This is a genomic window from Duganella hordei, assembly GCF_040369125.1.
In the GTDB taxonomy this organism is placed as follows: domain Bacteria; phylum Pseudomonadota; class Gammaproteobacteria; order Burkholderiales; family Burkholderiaceae_D; genus Rugamonas; species Rugamonas hordei.
Genome location: NZ_BPWI01000008.1, coordinates 1 through 19,666, shown reverse-complemented (window position 1 = coordinate 19,666; position 19,666 = coordinate 1). Strand labels below are relative to the sequence as shown.

Here is a 19,666-nt window from a genome sequence, read left to right as displayed (position 1 = left end):
ATGAAATATGTCTTCACTTCCATCACCTCCGTCACCTGCTTGCTGCTGCTGAGCGGCTGCATGACCACGCCGACCTCCATCGTGCAAATGCCGATGTCGGCCCGTCCGCTCAACACCGAGCAGCTGGCCGCCGCGCCGAGCAACGGCGCGATCTACCAGAACGCCGCGTTCCGCCCGATCTTCGAAGACCGCCGCGCGCGCCACGTGGGCGACGTGCTGACCCTGGTCATCACCGAGAAAACCTCGGCCGTCAAGGCCGGCGCCAGCTCGGGCAACAAGTCCGGCAGCGTCAGCGCGACCATGCCCAAGCCGCTGCAATCGACCTTCGGCAATCCGCTGTCGGTGACCAACGACAGCAAGTACGCCGACGGCGACAACCAGTCCGCCAGCAACACCTTCACCGGCACCATGGGCGTGACCGTGGTCGAGGTGCTGTCCAACGGCAACCTGATCGTCGCCGGTGAAAAACAGGTGGCGATGAACAAGGGCGTGGAATTCATCCGCTTCTCCGGCATGGTCAATCCGGACAACATCGCCACCGGCAACACCGTGCAATCGACCGCCGTGGCCGACGCCCGCGTCGAGTACCGCACCAACAGCCAGATCGACCGCGCCGAGATGGCCTCGATGGCCTCGCGCTTCTTCCAAAGCCTGCTGCCTTTCTGACCATCATGAAAACTTCCCAACTCAAAGCCGCGCTGCTGGTCTGCCTGTCCCTGCTGGCGCCGTTCAGCCGCGCCGAGCACCTGCGCGACCTGGCCAGCATCGCCGGCGTGCGGCAGAATCAGCTGATCGGCTACGGCCTGGTCGTCGGCCTCGACGGCAGCGGCGACCAGACCACGCAGACCCCGTTCACCGTGCAAAGCGTGGTCTCCATGCTGCAGCAGCTGGGCGTGAACCTGCCGCAGGGCACGCAGCTGCAATTGAAGAACGTCGCCGCCGTGATGGTGACGGCGTCGCTGCCGCCGTTCGCGCAGCCGGGCCAGACGCTCGACATCACCGTGTCGTCGATGGGCAACGCCAAGAGCCTGCGCGGCGGCACCCTGCTGATGACGCCGCTGAAAGGCGCCGACGGCCAGGTCTACGGCATGGCCCAGGGTAACGTGTTGGTCGGCGGCGTCGGCGTGCAGGCCGGGGGCGCCGGTGGCGGCAGTTCGCTGACCGTCAACCACCTCAGCGTCGGCAAGATTTCCGGCGGCGCCACGGTCGAGCGCGCGGTCGCGTCCAGCCTGGGCGAGGGCAACTTCATCAAGCTGGAATTGAACACCGCCGACTTCGCCACCGCCAGCCGCGTGGTCGAAGCGATCAACGACAAGTACGGCCCCGGCATCGCCTACGCGCTGGACAGCCGCGTGATCCGCGTGCAGTCGCCCAGCGGCAGCGACCAGCGCGTGACCTTCATCGGCACCCTGCAGGACATGCAGGTCAATCCGGCGGAGCAGCCGGCCAAGGTCATCATGAACGCGCGCACCGGTTCGGTGGTGATGAACCGCGCCGTCACGCTGGACACCTGTGCGATCTCGCACGGCAACCTGTCGATCTCGGTCACCGCCGACACCCAGGTCAGCCAGCCGAATCCATTGTCGGGCGGCCGCACCGTGGTCACGCAGAACCCGCAGGTCGGCATCAAGGCCGACAGCGGCAAGGTCATGCTGGTCAAGGGCGGCGCCTCGCTGGCCGACGTGGTCAAGGCGCTCAACGCCATCGGCGCCACGCCGCAGGACCTGCTGGCCATCCTGCAGGCGATGAAGGCCGCCGGTTCGCTGCGCGCCGAGCTGGAAATCATTTAAGCCGGGGGCCGTCATGACGAACTCAACCAACACCTCCAACGACCTCAGCAGCAAGTTCGCGCTCGACGTCAAGGACATGGGCAGCCTGCGCCAGTCGGCCAAGGCCGGCAGCCCCGAGGCGCTGAAGACGGCTGCGACGCAATTCGAAGCCATGTTCGTCAACATGATGATGAAGAGCATGCGCGACGCCACGCCGCAGGACGGCATGATGGACAGCCAGCAGACCAAGATGTTCACCACCATGCTGGACCAGCAGACCAGCCAGAACATCGCCAAGAAGGGCATCGGCCTGTCCGACATGCTGATACGCCAGCTGTCGAAGACCGCCGACAAGCAGGCGCTGGCGATCGGCGGCGAGGCCGGCGACAGCGCCAGCGGCGTCAACGGCGGCAGCTTTGCCGGCGCCGCCAGCCTGATGGACGCCAAGCTGCAGCGCGCCATCGCGGCCGCCGGCGGTCCCGGCGCCGTGGGATCGGTCGACGACAACAGCGCCGTGCCGGCCACCATCAAAAGCACGCAGCCCACGCACGTGCGCAACTTTCAGGAAAAGCTGGGCGCGCATGCGGAGGAAGCCAGCCGCACGACCGGCATCCCGGCCAAGTTCATGCTGGGCCAGGCGGCGCTGGAGTCCGGCTGGGGCAAGCGCGAGATCAAGGGCCGCGACGGCACCAACAGCCACAACCTGTTCGGCATCAAGGCCGGCGGCGACTGGAAGGGCAAGGTGGTCGAGGCCACCACCACCGAATACGTCAACGGCAAGGCGCAGACCAGGGTCGAGCGCTTCCGCGCCTACGACAGCTACAGCGACAGCTTCAAGGATTACGGCAAGCTGCTGGCCAGCAATCCGCGCTACGAAAAAGTCCTGGCCAGCGCGGGCGATGCCAGCAGCTTCGCCCAGGGGCTGCAAAAGGCCGGCTATGCCACCGATCCCCATTACGCCAGCAAGCTGACCAGCATCATCAAGCGCTCGCTGGCCGGTTAGACCAGCATTAAGGTTTGCGCGCGATGTGCCGTAACCCATCACAGATAGAGTAAAAAATCATGTCCAGTCTCCTCAGCATCGGTAAGAGCGGTTTGTTGGCAGCCCAGGTAGGTCTGTCGACCACCGGCAACAACATCACCAACGCCGGCGTGGCTGGCTACAGCCGCCAGGTCGCGATCCAGTCCGACACGGCCACGCAGGACCAGGGCTTCGGCTTCGTCGGCAGCGGCACCGAGGTGACGGCCGTGCGCCGCTACTACGACAACTTCCTCGCGGTCCAGCTGCGCAACGCCGAATCGAACCAGGCTTCGCTGGACGCCTACACCAAGCAGGTCAGCCAGATCGACAACCTGCTGGCCGACCCGACCGCCGGCCTGTCGCCGGCGCTGCAGGACTTCTTCAACGGCGTGCAGGATGCCACCTCGAACCCGGCCTCGGCGGCATCGCGCCAGGCCATGCTGTCGACCGCCGATTCGCTGGCCTCGCGCTTCCAGGGCTTGAGCGCGCGCATGTCGGAAATCGCGTCCGGCGTCAACGGCCAGATCACCTCCAGCGTCGGTGAAATCAATTCCTACGCCAAGGAGATCGCGGCGCTGAACCAGACCATCGCCGGCCTGACCACGGACGGCAAGGCGCCCAACGATTTGCTGGACCACCGCGACCAGATGCTGACCGAGCTGAACAAGCTGGTCAAGACCACCGTCATCCCGGGCGACAACAACACGCTGACCGTCGAGATCGGCACCGGCCAGCCGCTGGTGGTGGGCAACACCGCGTTCCAGCTGGGCACCTCCACCTCGCCGACCGACGCCAGCCGCGTCACCGTCGGCTACCAGACGGCCAGCGGCGCCTTCAGCCCGCTGCCGGACAGCGTGCTCAGCGGCGGCCAACTGGGCGGCCTGCTGCAATTCCGCGACGGCACCATGGACCGCGCGCAGAATTCGCTGGGCCAGGTGGCGGCCGCGCTGGCCGTCAGCTTCAATGCACAGCACGTGCTGGGCCAGGACCAGAACGGCGCCCCCGGCACGCCGTTCTTCGGCCCGATCAACGCCTACATCGGCGTCAACCAGAACAACTCGCCGCTCAGCACGGCCACCGTCAGCGCCGTCGTCACCGACGCCAGCAAGCTGACCGCCAGCGATTACAGCGTCGATTTCGACGGCACCAATTTCAACGTCACCCGCCTCAGCGACGGCCAGATCACGCAGATCAATCCTTTCCCGCAGACGGTGCCGCAAACCATCGACGGCGTCGACTACACGATCAGCGGTTCGCCGGTGACCAAGGATAACTTCCTGGTGCGGCCGACCTACAACGCCGCCAACGACTTCAGCGTGGCGATCCAGGACCGCACCAAGATCGCGCTGGCCGCGCCGATCGCCACCAGCGCGCCGACCACCAACGCCGGCAACGGCAAGATCACGGCCGGCACCGTCGACGCCAACTACCTGACGCCGGGCAACGCGCTGGCCGCGCCGGTCACGCTGACCTTCGACAAGGCCACCGGCACGCTGTCGGGCTTCCCGCCCGCGCAGGACGTGACGGTGACCGTCAACGGCGTGGCCACCGTGTATCCGGCCGGCACGCCGACGATCCCCTACACCGATGGCGCGGCGATCAGCTTCGGCGGCATCAACTTCAACATCAGCGGCACCCCGGCCGACCTCGACACGTTCAGCGTCGGCCCCAACACCAGCGGCGTCGGCGACAGCCGCAACGGCGCCTTGCTGGCCGGCCTGCAGACCAAGAACATCCTCGACAACGGCAACGCCACCTACCAGACCAGCTACGCGCAGATGGTCAACTTCGTCGGCAACAAGGCGCGCGAGGCGCAGATCAGCGGCAGCGCCGCCGACGCCGCCGTGAGCCAGGCCACCGCGCAGCGGGAGAGCGTGTCCGGTGTGAATCTCGATGAGGAAGCGGCAAATCTGTTACGCTACCAGCAGGCGTACCAGGCTTGCGGCAAAGTGATGCAGGTCGCCAGCCAGCTGTTCGATACACTGATCAACATTAGGTAAATATCATGATCATGCGCATCAGTTCCAAGACGATCTTCGATACCGGCGTCGGGCAGATCAGCTCGCTGCAGTCGGCGCTCGCCCGTACCCAGGCGCAGCTGTCCACCGGCCGCAAGAACCTGACCGCCGCCGACGACCCGATCGCCACCGCGCGCGCGCTGGAAGTGACGCAATCGCAATCGATCAACACCCAGCTGGTGACCAACCGCTCCAACGCCAAGGGCACCTTGTCGCTGGAGACGGTGGCGCTGGCCAGCTCGACCTCGATCTTGCAGGACATCAAGACGCTGACCGTCAACGCCGGCGACGGCAGCATGACGCAGAAGGACCGCGAGTCGCTGGCGGTGGAGCTGGAAGGCCGGCTGGCCGACCTGCTGGGCCAGGCCAACACCTCGGACGGCGTGGGCGGCTATGTGTTCTCCGGCTACAAATCGACCACCTTGCCGTTCACCCAGACCGCCACCGGCGCCGCCTACCAGGGCGACCAGGGCCAGCGCGAACTGCAGGTGGGCTCGACCCGCAAGCTGCCGATCAGCGATTCCGGCTCGTCGGTGTTTGAAAACAACGCGACCGGCAACGGCACCTTCCTGACCGGCGCCGATCCCGGCAATTTCACCCGCGGCGGCAGCGGCATCATCAGCCCCGGCTCGGTCAAGGACGCCACCCAGCTGACCGGGCACCAGTACCAGATCGATTTCCAGGTGGTGCCGGCGACGCCGGGCGTGCCCAAGGTCACCACCTACACGGTCACCGACGTCACCCTGAACCAGCCGGTGCCGGCGGCACCGGTGCCGGCCGTGCCGCAGCCCTATGTCAGCGGCCAGAACATCACGTTCGATGGTTTGCAGTTCGACATCAAGGGTGACCCGGCCGACCTCGACCAGTTCACCGTGCAGCCCAGCACCAAGCAATCGATCTTCACCACCGTGTCGGACCTGATCGCGGCTCTGCGCGCGCCGGGCGACGGCGCGGCGGGGCAGGCCAGCCTGAACAACAAGCTGAACCAGGCGCAGATGAATGTCGACAACGCCACCGATAACTTGCTGTCGGTACAGTCGGCGGTGGGCTCGCGGCTGAAGGAGCTCGATTACCTGGACAGCTCGGGCGACGATTTGAACCTGCAGTACGCCACCACCTTGTCGGACTTGCAGGATGTCGACACGGTCAAGGCGATCTCGCTGTTCACCCAACAGCAGACCACGCTGGATGCGGCGCAGAAATCGTTCAAGAGCCTGGCCGGATTGTCGCTGTTCAATTACATCACCTGACGAAGAGCACCGCTCAGGCGTAAGGCGTGCCGGCCACGGCGGCCTTGACGCCCAGGGTTCCCTTGTCGACGATGGACAGGAAGGCCGCCTGCGCCTCCTCCGTATTCCGGTTCTGTCGATAGATCCGGTGCGCCTGGATGAGGGCGACTGTCCACGTCGCCAGCAGCAGGCCGGCCGCTAGATGGGCGTCGGCGTCGTCCGGTTCCCGCCCCGCGCATTCCCATAGCGCCTCCGCCACCAGTTGCCACAGTTCGTTGCGTATCGCCCTGGCCCTGGCCTTCAGGGTTTCGCTGCCCTCGATGGTCTCGACGAAGCCCTGGCTGTCGGCATTAAAACTGACGTAAGGACTCTGTTCGGCCACCAGCCGGTGCGCCAGCAGGCGCAAGGTCTCGACCGGCGCGACCTGCGGATCGCGCTGCCGCAACGCGTCGCGCAGCATCGCGCGGCCTTCCTCGTCGCGGTCGAAGAACATGTCTTCCTTGCGCGGGAAATGGTTGAACACCGTCATCCGCCCGACGTCCGCGGCTTCGGCGATCTCATCCACCGTGACGTGGTCGAAGCCCCGCTCAAGGAAAAGCCGCGTGGCGGCATTGGAAATGCTTTGCCGCGTGGCGAGACGCTTGCGGGATCTCAGGTCGGTTGGTATTGACATGCCGCGAATGATAGCATACCTTGTATGTACTTAGTATATATTGGTATTGAGTATATGTTTTATGATGTGGTGATTAGCGGGGCTGGCCCCGTGGGGCTTTTCCTTGCCTGTGAACTGGCTTTGGCCAAATGTACCGTGCTGGTGCTGGAAAAGGCGGAGCACCCGCACTCGCCCCTGAAGCAGCTTCCTTTCGGCATACGGGGACTGTCGGCGCCCACCGTCGAGGCGTTCTACCGCCGGGGCGTGCTGAAGGAACTGATGGTGCCGCAGCGCCTCAAGGATCCGTTCGGCAATACGGCCAAGGCGCAATCGCGCCGCCAGGCGGGGCACTTCGCCGGGATTCCATTTTATTTCGACGATATCGATACCTCGCAGTGGGCGCACCGCCTTCCAAGCTCGACCGACACCATGCTGTTGTCCGAGATGGAGGAGCTTGAAACGGTGCTGGCCCGCCGCGCGCAAGCGCTGGGCGTCGTCATCAAGCGCGGGGTTGCCGCCACCGGCTTGCATCAGACAGGGGATGGCGTGCGCGTTGAGTCCGACGGCCAATCTTTCCAAGGTAAATGGCTGGTCGGCTGCGACGGCAGCCGCAGTGTCGTCCGCAAAATGGGCGGTTTTGAATTCGCCGGTACCGAGCCGGAATTTACCGGCTATTCCGCCCAGGTGGAGATTGCAGATCCGGAGAAGCTCAGCCCAGGCCGGAACCTGACGGCGACCGGCATGTACTTCCAATCGCAGCCGGGCTTCCTGGTGATGCAGGAGTTCGATGGCGGGGCGTCCCATGGCGCGGGGCCCGTTACGCTTGCACAGGTCCAGCAAGTGCTGTGCCGCGTCTCGGGCACCGACGTCACCGTCAGCGCTTTGCATGTGGCGGCCACCTGGACCGACCGGGCGCGGCAGGCCACAAGCTACCGCAACGGACGGGTGCTGCTGGCCGGGGACGCCGCGCACATCCACGCGCCGCTGGGAGGGCAGGGGCTCAACCTCGGGATCGGCGACGCCATGAACCTGGGCTGGAAGCTCGCCGCCGCCATTCATGGCCGTGCGCCGGCAGGCTTGCTGGACAGTTATCACACCGAACGGAACCCGATTGGCGCGCAGGTGCTGGATTGGTCGCGCGCGCAGGTTGCCGCCATGAGGCCGGATCCCCATGCGCGCGCGCTGAGCGCCATCCTGCGCGACCTGATGGAAACGCGTGACGGCGCCACGTATATTGCCGGGAGAGTCAGGGGTATTTTCATGCAGTACGATCTTGGCGGCGGTCACCCAATGGTCGGCCGCAGCGTGCCCAACTTCGAATTGGAAGACGGCACGACGATTGGCGAGCTCATGCATGACGGCCGGGGGATGTTGCTGGATTTCGTATCAAATGCCGCGCTGAAAACGCTGGCGGCTGAATACGGCGACCGGATGAAATATGTTGCGGGGCGCGCTAAAGACCAATGCGGCTTGAGCGCCGCGCTGATACGCCCTGACGGATTTGTCGTATGGGCTTCCGGCCAGCAGCCACACCTGGCGGACGCCGGACGAGCCGCCGCAAGCTGGTTTTCCGCAAATCCGCGATGACCTTGATCGGGCCACCGCGGCCTGCTTGCGCTACTTGGCCGCCAGGATGCCGGTGACCGCGTTCTGCCTGCGCAGCCAGTCCTCGCCATGCGCTCCGCCGCTGCCGGCCAGGCCGGCGCCGGCCGTGCCATAGCGCTGCAACTGCTCGGCCAGCGCCGCGACATGGCCCGTCAGGCTGGCCGCGGCTGCCTGGCTTGCCGCCGTGTCGGACGGCGGCGTCAGCTGGCCGCTGTTGCCGGCGTTGTCGCCATTCGCCTGCTGGCTGTAGTTGCCGATCGCCTGCGTCAGCGCGCTGACCTGCGCCGCACGGCTGGCCAGGAACCAGACGTCGGCCATCTGGCTGACGGTGCCGTCGTCGCTGGTGTAGCCCGAGCGCAGGCCGATCCAGTTGTTGTTGTCCAGCTCGCTTACCTTGGTGGCGTCCACGTTCAGGCTGGCGATGTGCAGCTCGGACAGCGACTTCAGCTCGCCGGCCTGGCTGACGCCGTCCGCATTGGCGTCGACCCACACGCGCAAGTCGCCGAACTGCGCATCCTTGCCGTCGACCACGCCGTCGTGGTTGCTGTCCATGTCGGCCAGCGCCGCGAAGCCGTCCTTGGCCTTGCCGCCGGCGCTGCTGCCGGTGGCGGTGCCGAACAGCTCGCCACCGTCGTTGATGGTGCCGTCGTGGTTGCGGTCGAGCGCCAGCAAGCCGTCGCCGGAACCGACCCAGCCGGTGTTGATCTTCTCGCCGTCGGCGTAGAGGTCGAACTTGACGCCGGCCGAGATGCCCAGCGTGTGGATGCCGTCGCCGTTCAAGTCCAGGACCAGCGGACTGCCCAGCGGCAGTACCGCTTGCTGGTCGGCCGTCAGCGCCGCCACCTGCTCGGCGCTCAGCGCGCACACCTGCGTCGACGCCAGCGCGGCAACATCGGCGATGCTCATCGCGGCGATCTGTTCCACCGTCAGCGCCTTGATCAGCGTGGTCTTCAGCGAGCGCACCTGCGCCGTTGTCAGCGAGGCGATCTGGCCGGTGCTGAACTTGGCGATGCTGGCCGCCGTCAGGCCGTTGAGCTGCGCCGTCTTCAGCGCCACGATATCGTTTCCGTCCATGACCTGGATCTGGTCCGAGGTCAGCGCGTTCAGCGCCGCCAGCGACATCGCCGCCACCAGGGTCGGGTCCAGCGTCGAGATCTGGGCGGTGGTCAGGCCGGCGGCCTGGACCGCGCCCAGCGAGGCGATCTGATTGGTGCGCATGCCGGTCACCATGTCGGCCGACATGGCACTGATCTGGTCGGACGTGAAGCCGCCGATCTGCGCGGTGGTGAAGGCCGCCAGCGTGCCGAGCGCAGCCAGCTGGTCGGTGCCCAGGCCGCGGATCTGCAATACCGCCAGCGACGACAGCGACTTGCTCGACAGTGCGGCGAACTGGTCGCCGGTCAGCGCGCCCAGCTGGTTGGTCTTCAGCGATTGCAACTGGGCCGAGTTCAGTATCGATACCGAATCCACGCTCAGCGCCTTGATCTGGTCGGTGTTCAGCGCCGCCACGTTGAGGCCGCGCGCCTGCGTCGCCGTCAGTGAGCCGAGCTGGTCGGTGTTGAGCAGGGTCAGCTGCTTGAGCGTCAGGCCGGCGATCTGCGTCGAGCGCAGGCTGCCGAAGTGGTCGACGTCGATGCCGGCCAGCTGGTCCGAGGTCAGCGCCGCCATCTGGCCGGCCGTCAGCACGCCCAGCGTTTGCAGCGCGTTGATCTGGTCGGTCGACAGCGCCGACACTTCGCTCGCGCTCAGCGTGGCGATCTGCTGCGTCACCAGGCTGCCGATCTGCGCCAGGGTCAGGCTGGCGAACTGCGACTTGGTCAGCGCGTTCAGCTGAACGCTGCTGAGTCCTGCCACGTCGTCCAGCTCGATGGCGGCGATCTGGTCCGAGGTCAGGCCGCCCAGGCCGGTCAGGCTGAGGCCGCGCAGCTGTGCGCCGGTCAGCGCGACGATCTGGTCGGTGCTGAGGTTCTGCACCTGCACCTTGCTCAGCGCGGCCATCTGCGCCGTCTTCAGCGTGCCCAGGTGGTCGACGTCGAGCATGCTGAGCTGGTAGGTCGACATCGCGGCGATCTGCGACGACTTCAGGTTGCCCAGCGTGCTCAGCGCGTTGAGTTGTTCGGTGGCCAGCGCGCGGATCTGCGCGTCCGTCAGCGAACCGAGCTCGGCGGTGGTCAGCGAGCCCATCTGGTCGATGCTCAGCAGCGAGATCTGCTGCGTGCTCAGCGAGGCGATCTGGTTGGTTTTCAGGCCGGACAAGTCTTCCACTTCCATCGCCGCCAGCTGGTCGCTGTACAGGCCGCGCAGCGCGGACGTGCTCAGCGCGCGCCATTGGTTGACCGTCAGCGCCTGGATCTGGTGGGTGTCGAAGGCGGCCATCTGGCGGCTGCTCAGCGACGCGATCTGGACCGAGGTCAGCGCGGCCAACTGGTCATCGGTCAGCGCGGCGATGCGGTCGGTGGTCAGCACCGACACCTGAGTGGTATTGAGCGAACCGAGCTTGCCCAGCAACAGGAACTGCGCCGGCGTCAGCGCGTTCAGCTGCGCCGAGCTCAGCGAGGCCACCTGCTGCGTGTTCAGCGCGCTCAACTGGTCGGTGGTCAGCGACACCAGCTGGTCGGTCGTCAGCGCGCGGATCTGGCTGGTGCGCAGGCCGGCGAAATCGCCCACCTCCATCGCGTCCAGCTGGTCCGTGCTGAGACCGGCGATGCTGCGCGTGCTCAGCGCGCGCACCTGGGTGTCGCTCAGGTTGACGATCTGGTCGGTGCTCAGCGCGCGGGTCTGGTTCAAGGTCAGCGCGCTGATGGCGCCGGTGTTGAAGCTGGCGATCTGGCCGGTGGTGATGGCGGCGATCTGGTCGGTGGTCAGCGCCACCACCTGGGTCGACTTCATGGCGGCGATATCGGCCGCCTCGAGCACGGCGATCTGGTCCGACGTCAACGCGGCCAAGGTGCGCGTGTTCAGCGCCAGGATCTCGCCGGTGGTCAGCGCGATGATCTGGTCGCTGGTCAGCGCCGTCACCTGGGTGTTGCTCAGCGCGGCGACCTGGCGCGTGCTCAGCGAGGCGATCTGGTCCGGCGTCAGCACCTGCAGCTGGTCGCTGCCCAGCACGCGCACCTGGTCCGTCGTCAGGCCGCGGATGTTGACGATGGCGGCCAATTGCGCCGGCGTCAGCAGGGCGATCTGGCTGGCCTTCAGGCCGGCCACTTCCTGCGTCGTCAGCGCGGCCATCTGGTCGGTGGTCAGCGCCAGCAGCTGATCGCTGCGCAGCGACTGCAGCTGCGCGGTTTTTAGCGAGGCAATGTCGTCCACTTCGATGGCGGCGATCTGGTCGCTGCTCAGGCCCTTGAGCGCGATGGTGCTCAGCGCGCCCACCTGCGGGCCGCTCAGCGCGACGATCTGGTCGCTGTTGAGCACCGACAACTGGGTCGAGGTCAGGGCCGCGATCTGTTTCGTGCCCATGACGCCGAAGTCGGTCGCCGTCAGCGCCACGATGCGGTCGGTCGACATGCTGGCGATCTGCAAGGTCGTGTAGTCGGACAGGTTGCCCAGCGACGAAGCCTGGGCCGTGTTCAGCGCCAGCAACTGGTTCTGCGAGAAGGCGGCGATGGCCGCGCTGCTCAGCGCATGCAGCTGGTCGGTCAGCAGCGCCGCCATCTGATTGGTGGTCAGCGAGCGCAATTGCGCGGTGGTCATCGCGGCGAAATCGAGCGCCTCGATCGCATCGATCTGGTCGGTGTTCATGGCGGCCAGCAGGCTGGTGCTCAACGCGCGGATCTGCGCGGTCGACAGCGCGATGATCTGGTCGCTGTTGATGCCGGGCAGCTGGGCGCTGTTGAGCGCCTGCAGCTGGCGCGTGCTGAGCGAGGCGAAGCGCCCCGGCGACAGCGTGATCAGCTGACCGGTGTTCAGAGAAGAGATCTGCAAGGTGGTCAGCGCGGTCAGGTTGGCCAGCGCGGCGATCTGGTCGCTGGTCAGGTAGCTCAACTGCTTGGTGGTCAGCGCCGCGACCTCGCTGGAGATCAGCGTGCCGTACTGCGTCAGCGACAGCGCGCCCAGCTGGTCGCTGGTCAGCGCCATCAGCTGGCTGGTTTTCAGCGCGATCAGGTCGGCGCCGGTCAGCTCCAGGATCTGGTCGGTGGTCAGCGCGGCGATGACGGCGTTCGACAGCGCGCGGATTTGCGCCGTGGTCAGCGCAGGCACCTGGTCGCTGGTCAGGTACTGGATCTGCACGCTGCTGAAGGCGGCGATCTGCGCGGTCTTCATGGCGGCGATCTGGGCCGGTGTCAGCGCGATGATCTGGTCGCTGTTCAGGCCGCTGATCTGTTTGGTGCCCAGGCCGGCCAGGCTGCCCAGCGCGGCGATCTGGTCGGTGGTCATGACGCCCAATTGGCGGGTGGTCAGCGCGGCGATTTCCTGCGACGTGAAGGCGCCCAGCTGGGCCAGGGTCAGTGCCGCCACCTGGTCGGTGCGCAGCGCGGCGACCTGGGCGCTGCGCAAGACGGCGATGTCGGCCAGCTCGATCGCGACGATCTGGTCGGTGGTCAGGCCGGCCAGCACATTGGTGGCCAGGCCTTTGACCTGCGCCGTTTCCAGCGCAATGATCTGGTCGGTGGTCAAGCCCTGCGTCTGCACGCTGTTGAGCGCGCCGAGCTGGCTGGTTTTCAGCGTGGCGATCTGCGCCAGACCGAGGCTGGCGATCTGGGCGGTGGTCAGCGCCGTCACCTGGCGTGTGGTCAGCGGCGCCAGCGTGGCCAGGCTGTCGATCTGCGCCAGCGACAGCGCGGCGATCTGGCTGCTGGCCATGGCGGCCAGCGTCTTGGTGCTCAGGGCGGCGAACTGGTCGCTGGTGAGCGCGGCCAGCTGGTCGCTGGTGAGCGCGTTGATCTGGTTGGAACCGAGCGCGGCCACGTCCACCACTTCGATCGCGGCGATCTGGGAGGTCGACATGGCGGCCAGGGTGCTGGCGTTCAGGCTGCGCACCTGGGCCGTGCTCAGCGCGACGATCTGGTCGGTGGTCAGCGCGCCCACCTGGGCGCTGGTCATGCCGGCGATCTGGCTGGTTTTGAGCGTGGCGATCTTGGCCAGCGCCAGGCTGGCGATCTGGGCGGTGGTGAGCGCGGCGATCTGCTTGCTGGTCAGCGGCGCCAGCGTGCCGAAGCTGGCCACCTGGTCGGTCGACAGGCCGGCGATCTGGGCGGTGGTCAGGCTGGCGATGGCGATCGTGCTCAGCGCGCCGAACTGGGTGCTGGTCAGCTCGCCCAGCTGGTCGGTGGTCAGGCCGACGATCTGGCGCGTGCTCAGCGCCTGCAGGTCGACCACTTCGATCACCGGCACCTGGTCCGAGGTCAGCGCGCCCAGCTGCGCGGTGCTCAGCGCGCGGATCTGCACGCTGGTCAGCGCGATCACTTCATCGGTGGTCAGCGCGGCGATCTGGTCGGTCGTCATCGAGGCGATCTGGGCGCTGGTGAGGCCGGCCAGGATGGCCAGCGGCAGCGAGGCGATCTGGGCCGTGGTGAGCGCAGCGATCGACGCCGTGGTGAAGCTGGCGAGCGAGCTCAGCGCGGCGAGCTGCGCGGTGGTCAGCGCGGCTTTCTGGTCGGTGGTCAGGGCGGCGATTTCCTGCGTGGTCAGGCTGCTGATCTGGCCCGTCGTCAGCGCGGCGACCTGGTCGGTGGTCAGGGCCTTGACCTGGCCGGTCTTCAGCGCGGCCACCTCGGCGTTGGTCAGCGCGGCGATCTGCGCGGTCGCCAGCGAGGCGATCACGGCGGTCGAGATGGCGTTCAGCTGGGCCACGGTCAGCGTGGGGATCTGGTCGGTGGTGAGCGCGTTGGCCTGAAGCGAATTGAGCGCGGCGATCTGGCTCGACTTGAGTGAGCGCAGATCCAGCGTGTTCATGGTGGCGATCTGCTCGGTGGTGAGCGCGGCGAGCTGCTTGCTGCTCAATGCGGTCAGCGCGGTCAGCGCGTCGATCTGGTCGCTGTTCAGCGCGGCGATCTGGCGCGTCGTCAGCGCCGCCACCTCGGCCGAGGTCAGCGCGGCCAGCTGGGCCGGGCTCAAACCCAGCAGTTGATCCGTGCTCAGCACGGCGATCTGGCGCGTGCTCAGGCCGGCGACGTCGCCCACGGTCAGCGCGGCGATCTGGTCGGTGTTGAGCGCGGACAGCGCGTCGGTGTTCAGGGCGCGCACCTGGGCCGGGCTCAGCGCGACGATCTGGCCGAGGGTGATGGCGGCGGCCTGGGCGGCGCTCAGCGCGGCGATCTGGCTGGTCTGCAGCGCGGCGAAGTCGTCGGTCGAGAGCTGCTGGATCTGGTCCGTCGTCAACGCGCCGATCTGGCGCGAACTGAGCGGATTGAGCGAGCTGAGTGCATCGATCTGGTCGCTGTTGAGCACGGCGATCTGGTCGCTGTTGAGTGAACGGATTTCGGCCGTGGTAAAGGCGGCCAGCTGCGCCTGGGTCAGCGCCGACACTTGCGCGGTGCTCAGACTGGCGATCTGCGAGGTGCGCAGGAAGCGGATATCGCGCGTCTCGATCGCGGCGATGGCGTCGGTGCTCAGCGTGGCCAGCGCGGAGGTGCTCAGCGCGCTGATCTGCGCGCTGTTGAGGCCGATGATCTGGTCGGTGGTCAGTGCCAGCAGCTGGTTGCTGGTCAGCGCGGCAAACTGGCGCGTGCTCAGGCTGCTCATGTCGCCCGTGCTGAGCGTGCTGATCTGGTAAGTACTCAGCGCGCGGATCTGTTGCGTGGTCAGCGCGGTCAGGCTGCGCAGCGCGTCGATCTGTTCCGAGCTCATCGCGGCGACCTGGTCGCTGGTCAGCGCCGCGGTCTCGGCCGAGGTCAGCGCCGCCACCTGGTCGGTCGACAGCGCGACGACCTGGCTGGTGGTCAGCTTGCCGATTTGCCTGGTGCTCAGCGCGGCGATGTCGGCCGTTTCGATCCAGGTGATCTGGTCGGTGGTCAGCGCCGCCAGCGCGGTGGTGTTGATGCCGCGGAACTGGGCGCCGGTCAGCGCGACGATCTGGGCGCTGGTCAGCGACTGGATTTGCGTGGCGTTGAGCACGCCCAGCTGGCTGCTGGCCAGCGAGGCCAGGTTGTGCGTCGACAGCGAGGACAGCTGCGCGGTGGTGAACGAGCCGATCTGGCGGCTGGCCATGCCGGCCAGCGTAGACAGGGAATTGAGCTGGTCGGTGGTCAGCGCGCCGATCTGGTCGGTGGTGAGCGAGCCGACGGCGCTGCTGGTGAGCGCGTTGAACTGGTCGCTGGTCAGCGCGGCCAACTGGTCGGTGCCCAGCCGCGCCACCTGCACCGAGCGCAGCGCGGCGATGTCGCGGGTTTCGATCTGCTGGATCTGGTCGGTGGTCAGCATGTTCAGCGTGGCGCTGTTCAGGCTGGCAAACTGCGTGGCCGACAGCGCGATGATCTGGTCGCTATTGAGCGCCTGCAGCTGGTCCTGGCGCAGCGCCGCCAGCTGGGTGCTGCTCAGCGCGGCGATGTCCTTGGTTTCCAGGTTGGTGATCTGGTCGCTGGTCAGGCCCTGCAGCTGGCCGGTGGTCAGCGGCGCCAGCGACTTCAGGCCGGCGATCTGGTCAGAGCTCAGCACCGACAGCTGGTCACTGGTCAGCGCGGCCTCGGCGGCGGTGCTCATGGCCGCCATCTCGTCGGTGGTCAGCGCGATCAACTGGTCGCTGCTCAGCGTGCGGATCTGGCGCGTGGTCAGCGCGGCAAAGTCCCGCGTTTCCATGTTGAGCAGCTGCTCGGTGGTCAGCGCGGCGATGACGTCGGTGGTCAGCGTGGCGACCTGGGCGGTGCTCAGGCCGACGATCTGGTCGGTGGTCAGCGCCGCCACCTGGCCGGCCTGCAGCGCCGCCAGCTGGGAGCTGGTCAGCTGGGCCACGGTGGCGGTGCGCAGCACCGCCAGCTGGTCGGTGGTCAGCGCGGCGATCTGGGCCGAAGTCAGCGCCGCCAGCGACGGCAGCGCCAGGATCTGGTCGGTGTTCAGCACCGGGATCTGGTCGGTGGTCAGCGCGGCGACTTCATTGCTGCGCAGCGTGCGGATCTGGTCCGAGTTCAGCCCGCCGAGCTGGGTCGCGCTGAGCGCGGCGATCTGGGTGCTGCTCATCCAGACCAGGTCGCGGGTTTCCAGCGCGCCGATCTGGTCGCTGCTGAGGCCGCCCAGCGCGGTGGTCGACAGCCCGCTGACTTGCAGCGAAGTGAGCCCGGCGATCTGGTCGGTGGTGATGGCCGCCAACTGGTCCGGCGTCAGCGCGTTGACCTGGTTGGTGGTCAGCTGCGCCAGCGACGCCGTCGGCAGCAGCGCGATCTGGTCGGTGGCGATGGCGGCCAGCGCCCCGGTGCTGAGCGCGCGGATTTGCGCCGTGCTCAGGCCGGCCAGCTGGTCGCTGGTCAGGCTGGCCACCTGGTCGGAGCCGAGCAGGGCCACCTGCGCCGACAGCAGCGCGCGCACGTCGTTCGTTTCCAGCGCCTGGACCTGGTCGGAATTGAGCCCGTTGAGCTGGACGCTGGTCAGCACCTGCATTTCGCGCGTGGTCAGCGCGATCAGCTGGTCGGTATTGAGCGCGGCGATGATGGCCGTGTTGAGCGCGCCCACCTGCTGCAAGGTCAGCAGCGGCACGTTGTCGGTGGTCAGGCCGGGCAGGGCGTCGGTGTTCAGGAAGTCCAGCTGCGCGGTGGTCAGCGCGCGCACCTGGCTGCTGCTCATCACGCCGAGCTGGTCGGAATTGAGCGCTTGCATATCTTCGGTCGTGAACAGGCCGATCTGTGCAGTCGACAGGCTGACGATCTGGTCTGTAGTGAAATCTATAACGATCGAAGTCATTGCTGTGTTCTCCCGGGAGCTCCCATGATACCTTCAAAATTGCTTCATGGAAACCATAAATCACTGGATGGCTATTGAATTTCGCTATGGTCGCAGGCCCGGAGGTCGAACCGGCAAGTTTGCCGGTTTGAGCTGCTCGGGGCGTTGCGACCACGTTCTGGGCATCAGCCGCACGCGTTCCATGCCATCCAAAAACAGGTTTTGCACGGGCGTCACCAGGTACGGGAGCGTCATGGCGATGACCAGCAAACCTACACCCAAAGTAATCGGAAACCCGATACCAAACAAATTCAGCTGCGGCGCGGCGCGCGTCAGGATCCCGAGCGCCACGTTGGTAATCAATAAAGCGGCCACGATGGGCAGCGACAGCTGCACACCGGTGCTGAAAATCCTGCCGCCCCAGTCGGCCAGCTGCTTGAAGCCGCCGCCGTACACCGGCGCGGCCGACACCGGCAACGTCGAAAAACTCTCCACCAGCGCCGACAGCAGCACCAGGTGGGCGTTGACGGCCAAAAACGCCATGGTCGCCACCAGCGACAGGAACTGGCTGATCGCCGACGAACGGCCCTGGGTGGTGGGGTCGAAAAACGTCGCGAACCCCAGGCCCATGGTCAAACTGGAGATTTCGCCCGCCATCTCCACCGCGGCAAAAATGATGCGGATGCTAAACCCCATCGCCAGCCCGATCAGCATTTCCTGCACCAGGATCAGCAGCCCGGCCAGCGACATCGGATCGGCGGCCGGCAGCGCGGGCACGGCCGGCGCGACGATCATCGCCAGCAGCACGCCTAGGCTGATCTTGACGGTGGCCGGCACGGCGGAATTGCCCAGCAGCGGCGACGCGGCGATCAGTCCCATGATCCGCGTCAGCGGCCACAGAAGCCCGGCGATCCACAGGTTGATATCGGCAGTGGAGAACGAAATCATGAGGCGGTTTTACCTATTTATTTCCACCGGGCACCAACAACCCAATTCTAAACGAACTTCTTATTTAATCGGAAACTGTTACACATTGGCAAAATGTTCAGGCTGCGACTCAGCCGACCAGGCCGGGGATGCCGCCGAACACTTCGCGCATGTAGTCGAGCATGACCGACAGCATCCACGGCCCGGCGATCACCAGTGCCACGAAAATGCCGACCAGCTTGGGGATGAAGGACAAGGTCGCCTCATTGATCTGGGTTGCGGCTTGAAAGATACTGACCACCAGACCGATGATCAGCGCCACCAGCAGCATGGGCGCGGCGATCATCAGCGTTATTTCCATGGCATGCCGGCCCATCGTCATCACGCTTTCGGGTGTCATCGCCGTCTCCTAGTAAAAACTCTGCGCCAGCGAACCGAGCAGTAATTGCCAGCCGTCCACCAGCACGAACAGCATCAGCTTGAACGGCAGCGAGATCACGGCCGGCGACATCATCATCATCCCCATCGACATAAGTACAGAGGCGACCACCATGTCGATAATCAGAAATGGAATGAAGATGGCGAAGCCGATCTGGAACGCGGTTTTCAGTTCGCTGGTGACAAAAGCCGGCACCAGGATGCGCAGCGGTACGTCTTCCGGCCCTTGCAGCGCAGGGCTGCGCGACAATTTCACGAACAAGGCCAGGTCGGCCTGGCGGGTTTGCTTCATCATGAAAGTTTTTAATGGCGCCGCGCCCTTGTCCATGGCGACGCTCATGTTGATCTTGTTTTCCTGTAAAGGCAGGTAGGCCTCGGTGTAGATCTTGTCGAAGGTCGGGCCCATGACGAACAGGGTCAGGAACAGCGCCAGGCCGACCATCACCTGGTTCGGCGGCGCCGACTGCGTGCCCAGCGCCTGGCGCAGCAGCGACAGCACGATGATGATGCGGGTGAAGGCCGTCATCAGCAGCAGCGCCGCCGGGATGAAGGTCAGCGCCGTCATCAGCAGCATGGTCTGGATCGGCAGCGTGTAATTGGTGCCGCCGCCGGACGCCGGCGTGGCGGTGAAGGCCGGGATGCCGATGCTGGACTGGGCGGCCGCCGCCAGCGGCAGTCCCAGCGCGGCCAGCATCAGCAGGGATTTGAGGACCTGCTTATTTGCCATCGCGCTTGTCTATCGTTTGTTTGAGCCAGGCGGCGAAGTTGGCCGTCGGCAGCGGGGTGTTGACGGCCGCTTCGGTGCTTTCCTGGCGCGGCATGGTGGCCAGCGCGTTCATGCGGCCCGGCGAGGCGCCGACCACGATCCATTGCTCGCCCACCTCGACCACCAGGATGCGCTCGCGCGCGCCGACGCTCAGCGCGCCGACCAGCTTGACGTTGCTGTTGCCGCCGCCGAAGTTTTTCGGGCCGAAGCGCTTCAGCGCCCAGGCCGCGCCGACCAGCAGGGCCAGCACGAACATCAGCGCGAAGATGGTTTGCAGCACGCCGCCGGTGCTGGTGGCGGTCGGCTGCGGGGTGGGGATGGTCATCGCCAGCGGGCCGGCCGGGACGGCGGCCTGGGCCGGTGCCGGCGGTGGCGCGACGGCGGGGCCGGATGCGGCCGGCGGTTCGACCGCCGCGGCGGCAGCCGGAGC

12 protein-coding genes are annotated in these 19,666 nt (G+C 66.4%); 6 read left to right on the top strand and 6 right to left on the bottom strand.

Annotated features, from left to right (window positions below):
• The 5 genes from ABWW33_RS18775 to flgL are packed head-to-tail and all read left to right on the top strand — an operon-like array spanning position 1 to position 6,058.
• Entirely contained in the window at positions 1-666 is a 666-nt protein-coding gene (locus ABWW33_RS18775; RefSeq protein ID WP_353403219.1) for a flagellar basal body L-ring protein FlgH, read from the top strand.
• A 5-nt stretch (positions 667-671) separates the two neighbouring features.
• A complete protein-coding gene (locus ABWW33_RS18770; protein WP_353403218.1) occupies positions 672-1,790 on the top strand; it encodes a flagellar basal body P-ring protein FlgI in 1,119 nt (372 codons plus the stop codon).
• Between the two features lie 13 nt (positions 1,791-1,803).
• The gene (flgJ, locus tag ABWW33_RS18765) at positions 1,804-2,772 is read left to right on the top strand and encodes a flagellar assembly peptidoglycan hydrolase FlgJ (RefSeq protein WP_353403217.1); all 969 of its coding nucleotides are present in this window, start codon (positions 1,804-1,806) and stop codon (positions 2,770-2,772) included.
• A 59-nt stretch (positions 2,773-2,831) separates the two neighbouring features.
• Positions 2,832-4,790, top strand: coding sequence for a flagellar hook-associated protein FlgK (gene flgK / locus ABWW33_RS18760; RefSeq protein ID WP_353403216.1), 1,959 nt, complete (start codon positions 2,832-2,834; stop codon positions 4,788-4,790).
• Between the two features lie 5 nt (positions 4,791-4,795).
• Positions 4,796-6,058, top strand: a complete 1,263-nt coding sequence (gene flgL / locus ABWW33_RS18755; RefSeq protein ID WP_176654185.1) for a flagellar hook-associated protein FlgL — start codon at positions 4,796-4,798, stop codon at positions 6,056-6,058.
• Positions 6,059-6,071: 13 nt separating this feature from the next.
• Here the strand turns inward: flgL and ABWW33_RS18750 are convergent, their stop codons facing one another.
• The gene (locus tag ABWW33_RS18750) at positions 6,072-6,710 is read right to left on the bottom strand and encodes a TetR/AcrR family transcriptional regulator (RefSeq protein WP_176654186.1); all 639 of its coding nucleotides are present in this window, start codon (positions 6,708-6,710) and stop codon (positions 6,072-6,074) included.
• 24 nt (positions 6,711-6,734) lie between these two features.
• On the opposite strand from ABWW33_RS18750, the gene ABWW33_RS18745 reads away from it, so the two are divergent.
• The gene (locus tag ABWW33_RS18745) at positions 6,735-8,276 is read left to right on the top strand and encodes an FAD-dependent monooxygenase (RefSeq protein ID WP_353403215.1); all 1,542 of its coding nucleotides are present in this window, start codon (positions 6,735-6,737) and stop codon (positions 8,274-8,276) included.
• 30 nt (positions 8,277-8,306) lie between these two features.
• Here ABWW33_RS18745 and ABWW33_RS18740 read toward each other — a convergent pair whose 3' ends face one another.
• From ABWW33_RS18740 to fliO, 5 genes are all read right to left on the bottom strand, one after another.
• Positions 8,307-17,126, bottom strand: a complete 8,820-nt coding sequence (locus ABWW33_RS18740) for a beta strand repeat-containing protein (protein ID WP_353403214.1) — start codon at positions 17,124-17,126, stop codon at positions 8,307-8,309.
• Positions 17,127-17,210: 84 nt separating this feature from the next.
• On the bottom strand, positions 17,211-18,053 hold the full coding sequence (fliR, locus tag ABWW33_RS18735) for a flagellar biosynthetic protein FliR (protein ID WP_176654188.1): 843 nt from the start codon (positions 18,051-18,053) through the stop codon (positions 17,211-17,213).
• A gap of 109 nt (positions 18,054-18,162) precedes the next feature.
• The gene (gene fliQ, locus ABWW33_RS18730; protein WP_176654189.1) at positions 18,163-18,432 is read right to left on the bottom strand and encodes a flagellar biosynthesis protein FliQ; all 270 of its coding nucleotides are present in this window, start codon (positions 18,430-18,432) and stop codon (positions 18,163-18,165) included.
• 9 nt (positions 18,433-18,441) lie between these two features.
• Positions 18,442-19,197, bottom strand: coding sequence for a flagellar type III secretion system pore protein FliP (gene fliP / locus ABWW33_RS18725; RefSeq protein WP_176654190.1), 756 nt, complete (start codon positions 19,195-19,197; stop codon positions 18,442-18,444).
• Positions 19,187-19,666: flagellar biosynthetic protein FliO (gene fliO, locus ABWW33_RS18720; protein WP_353403213.1), on the bottom strand; the 480-nt coding region annotated here is incomplete at its 5' end. The genes fliP and fliO, both read right to left, overlap by 11 nt.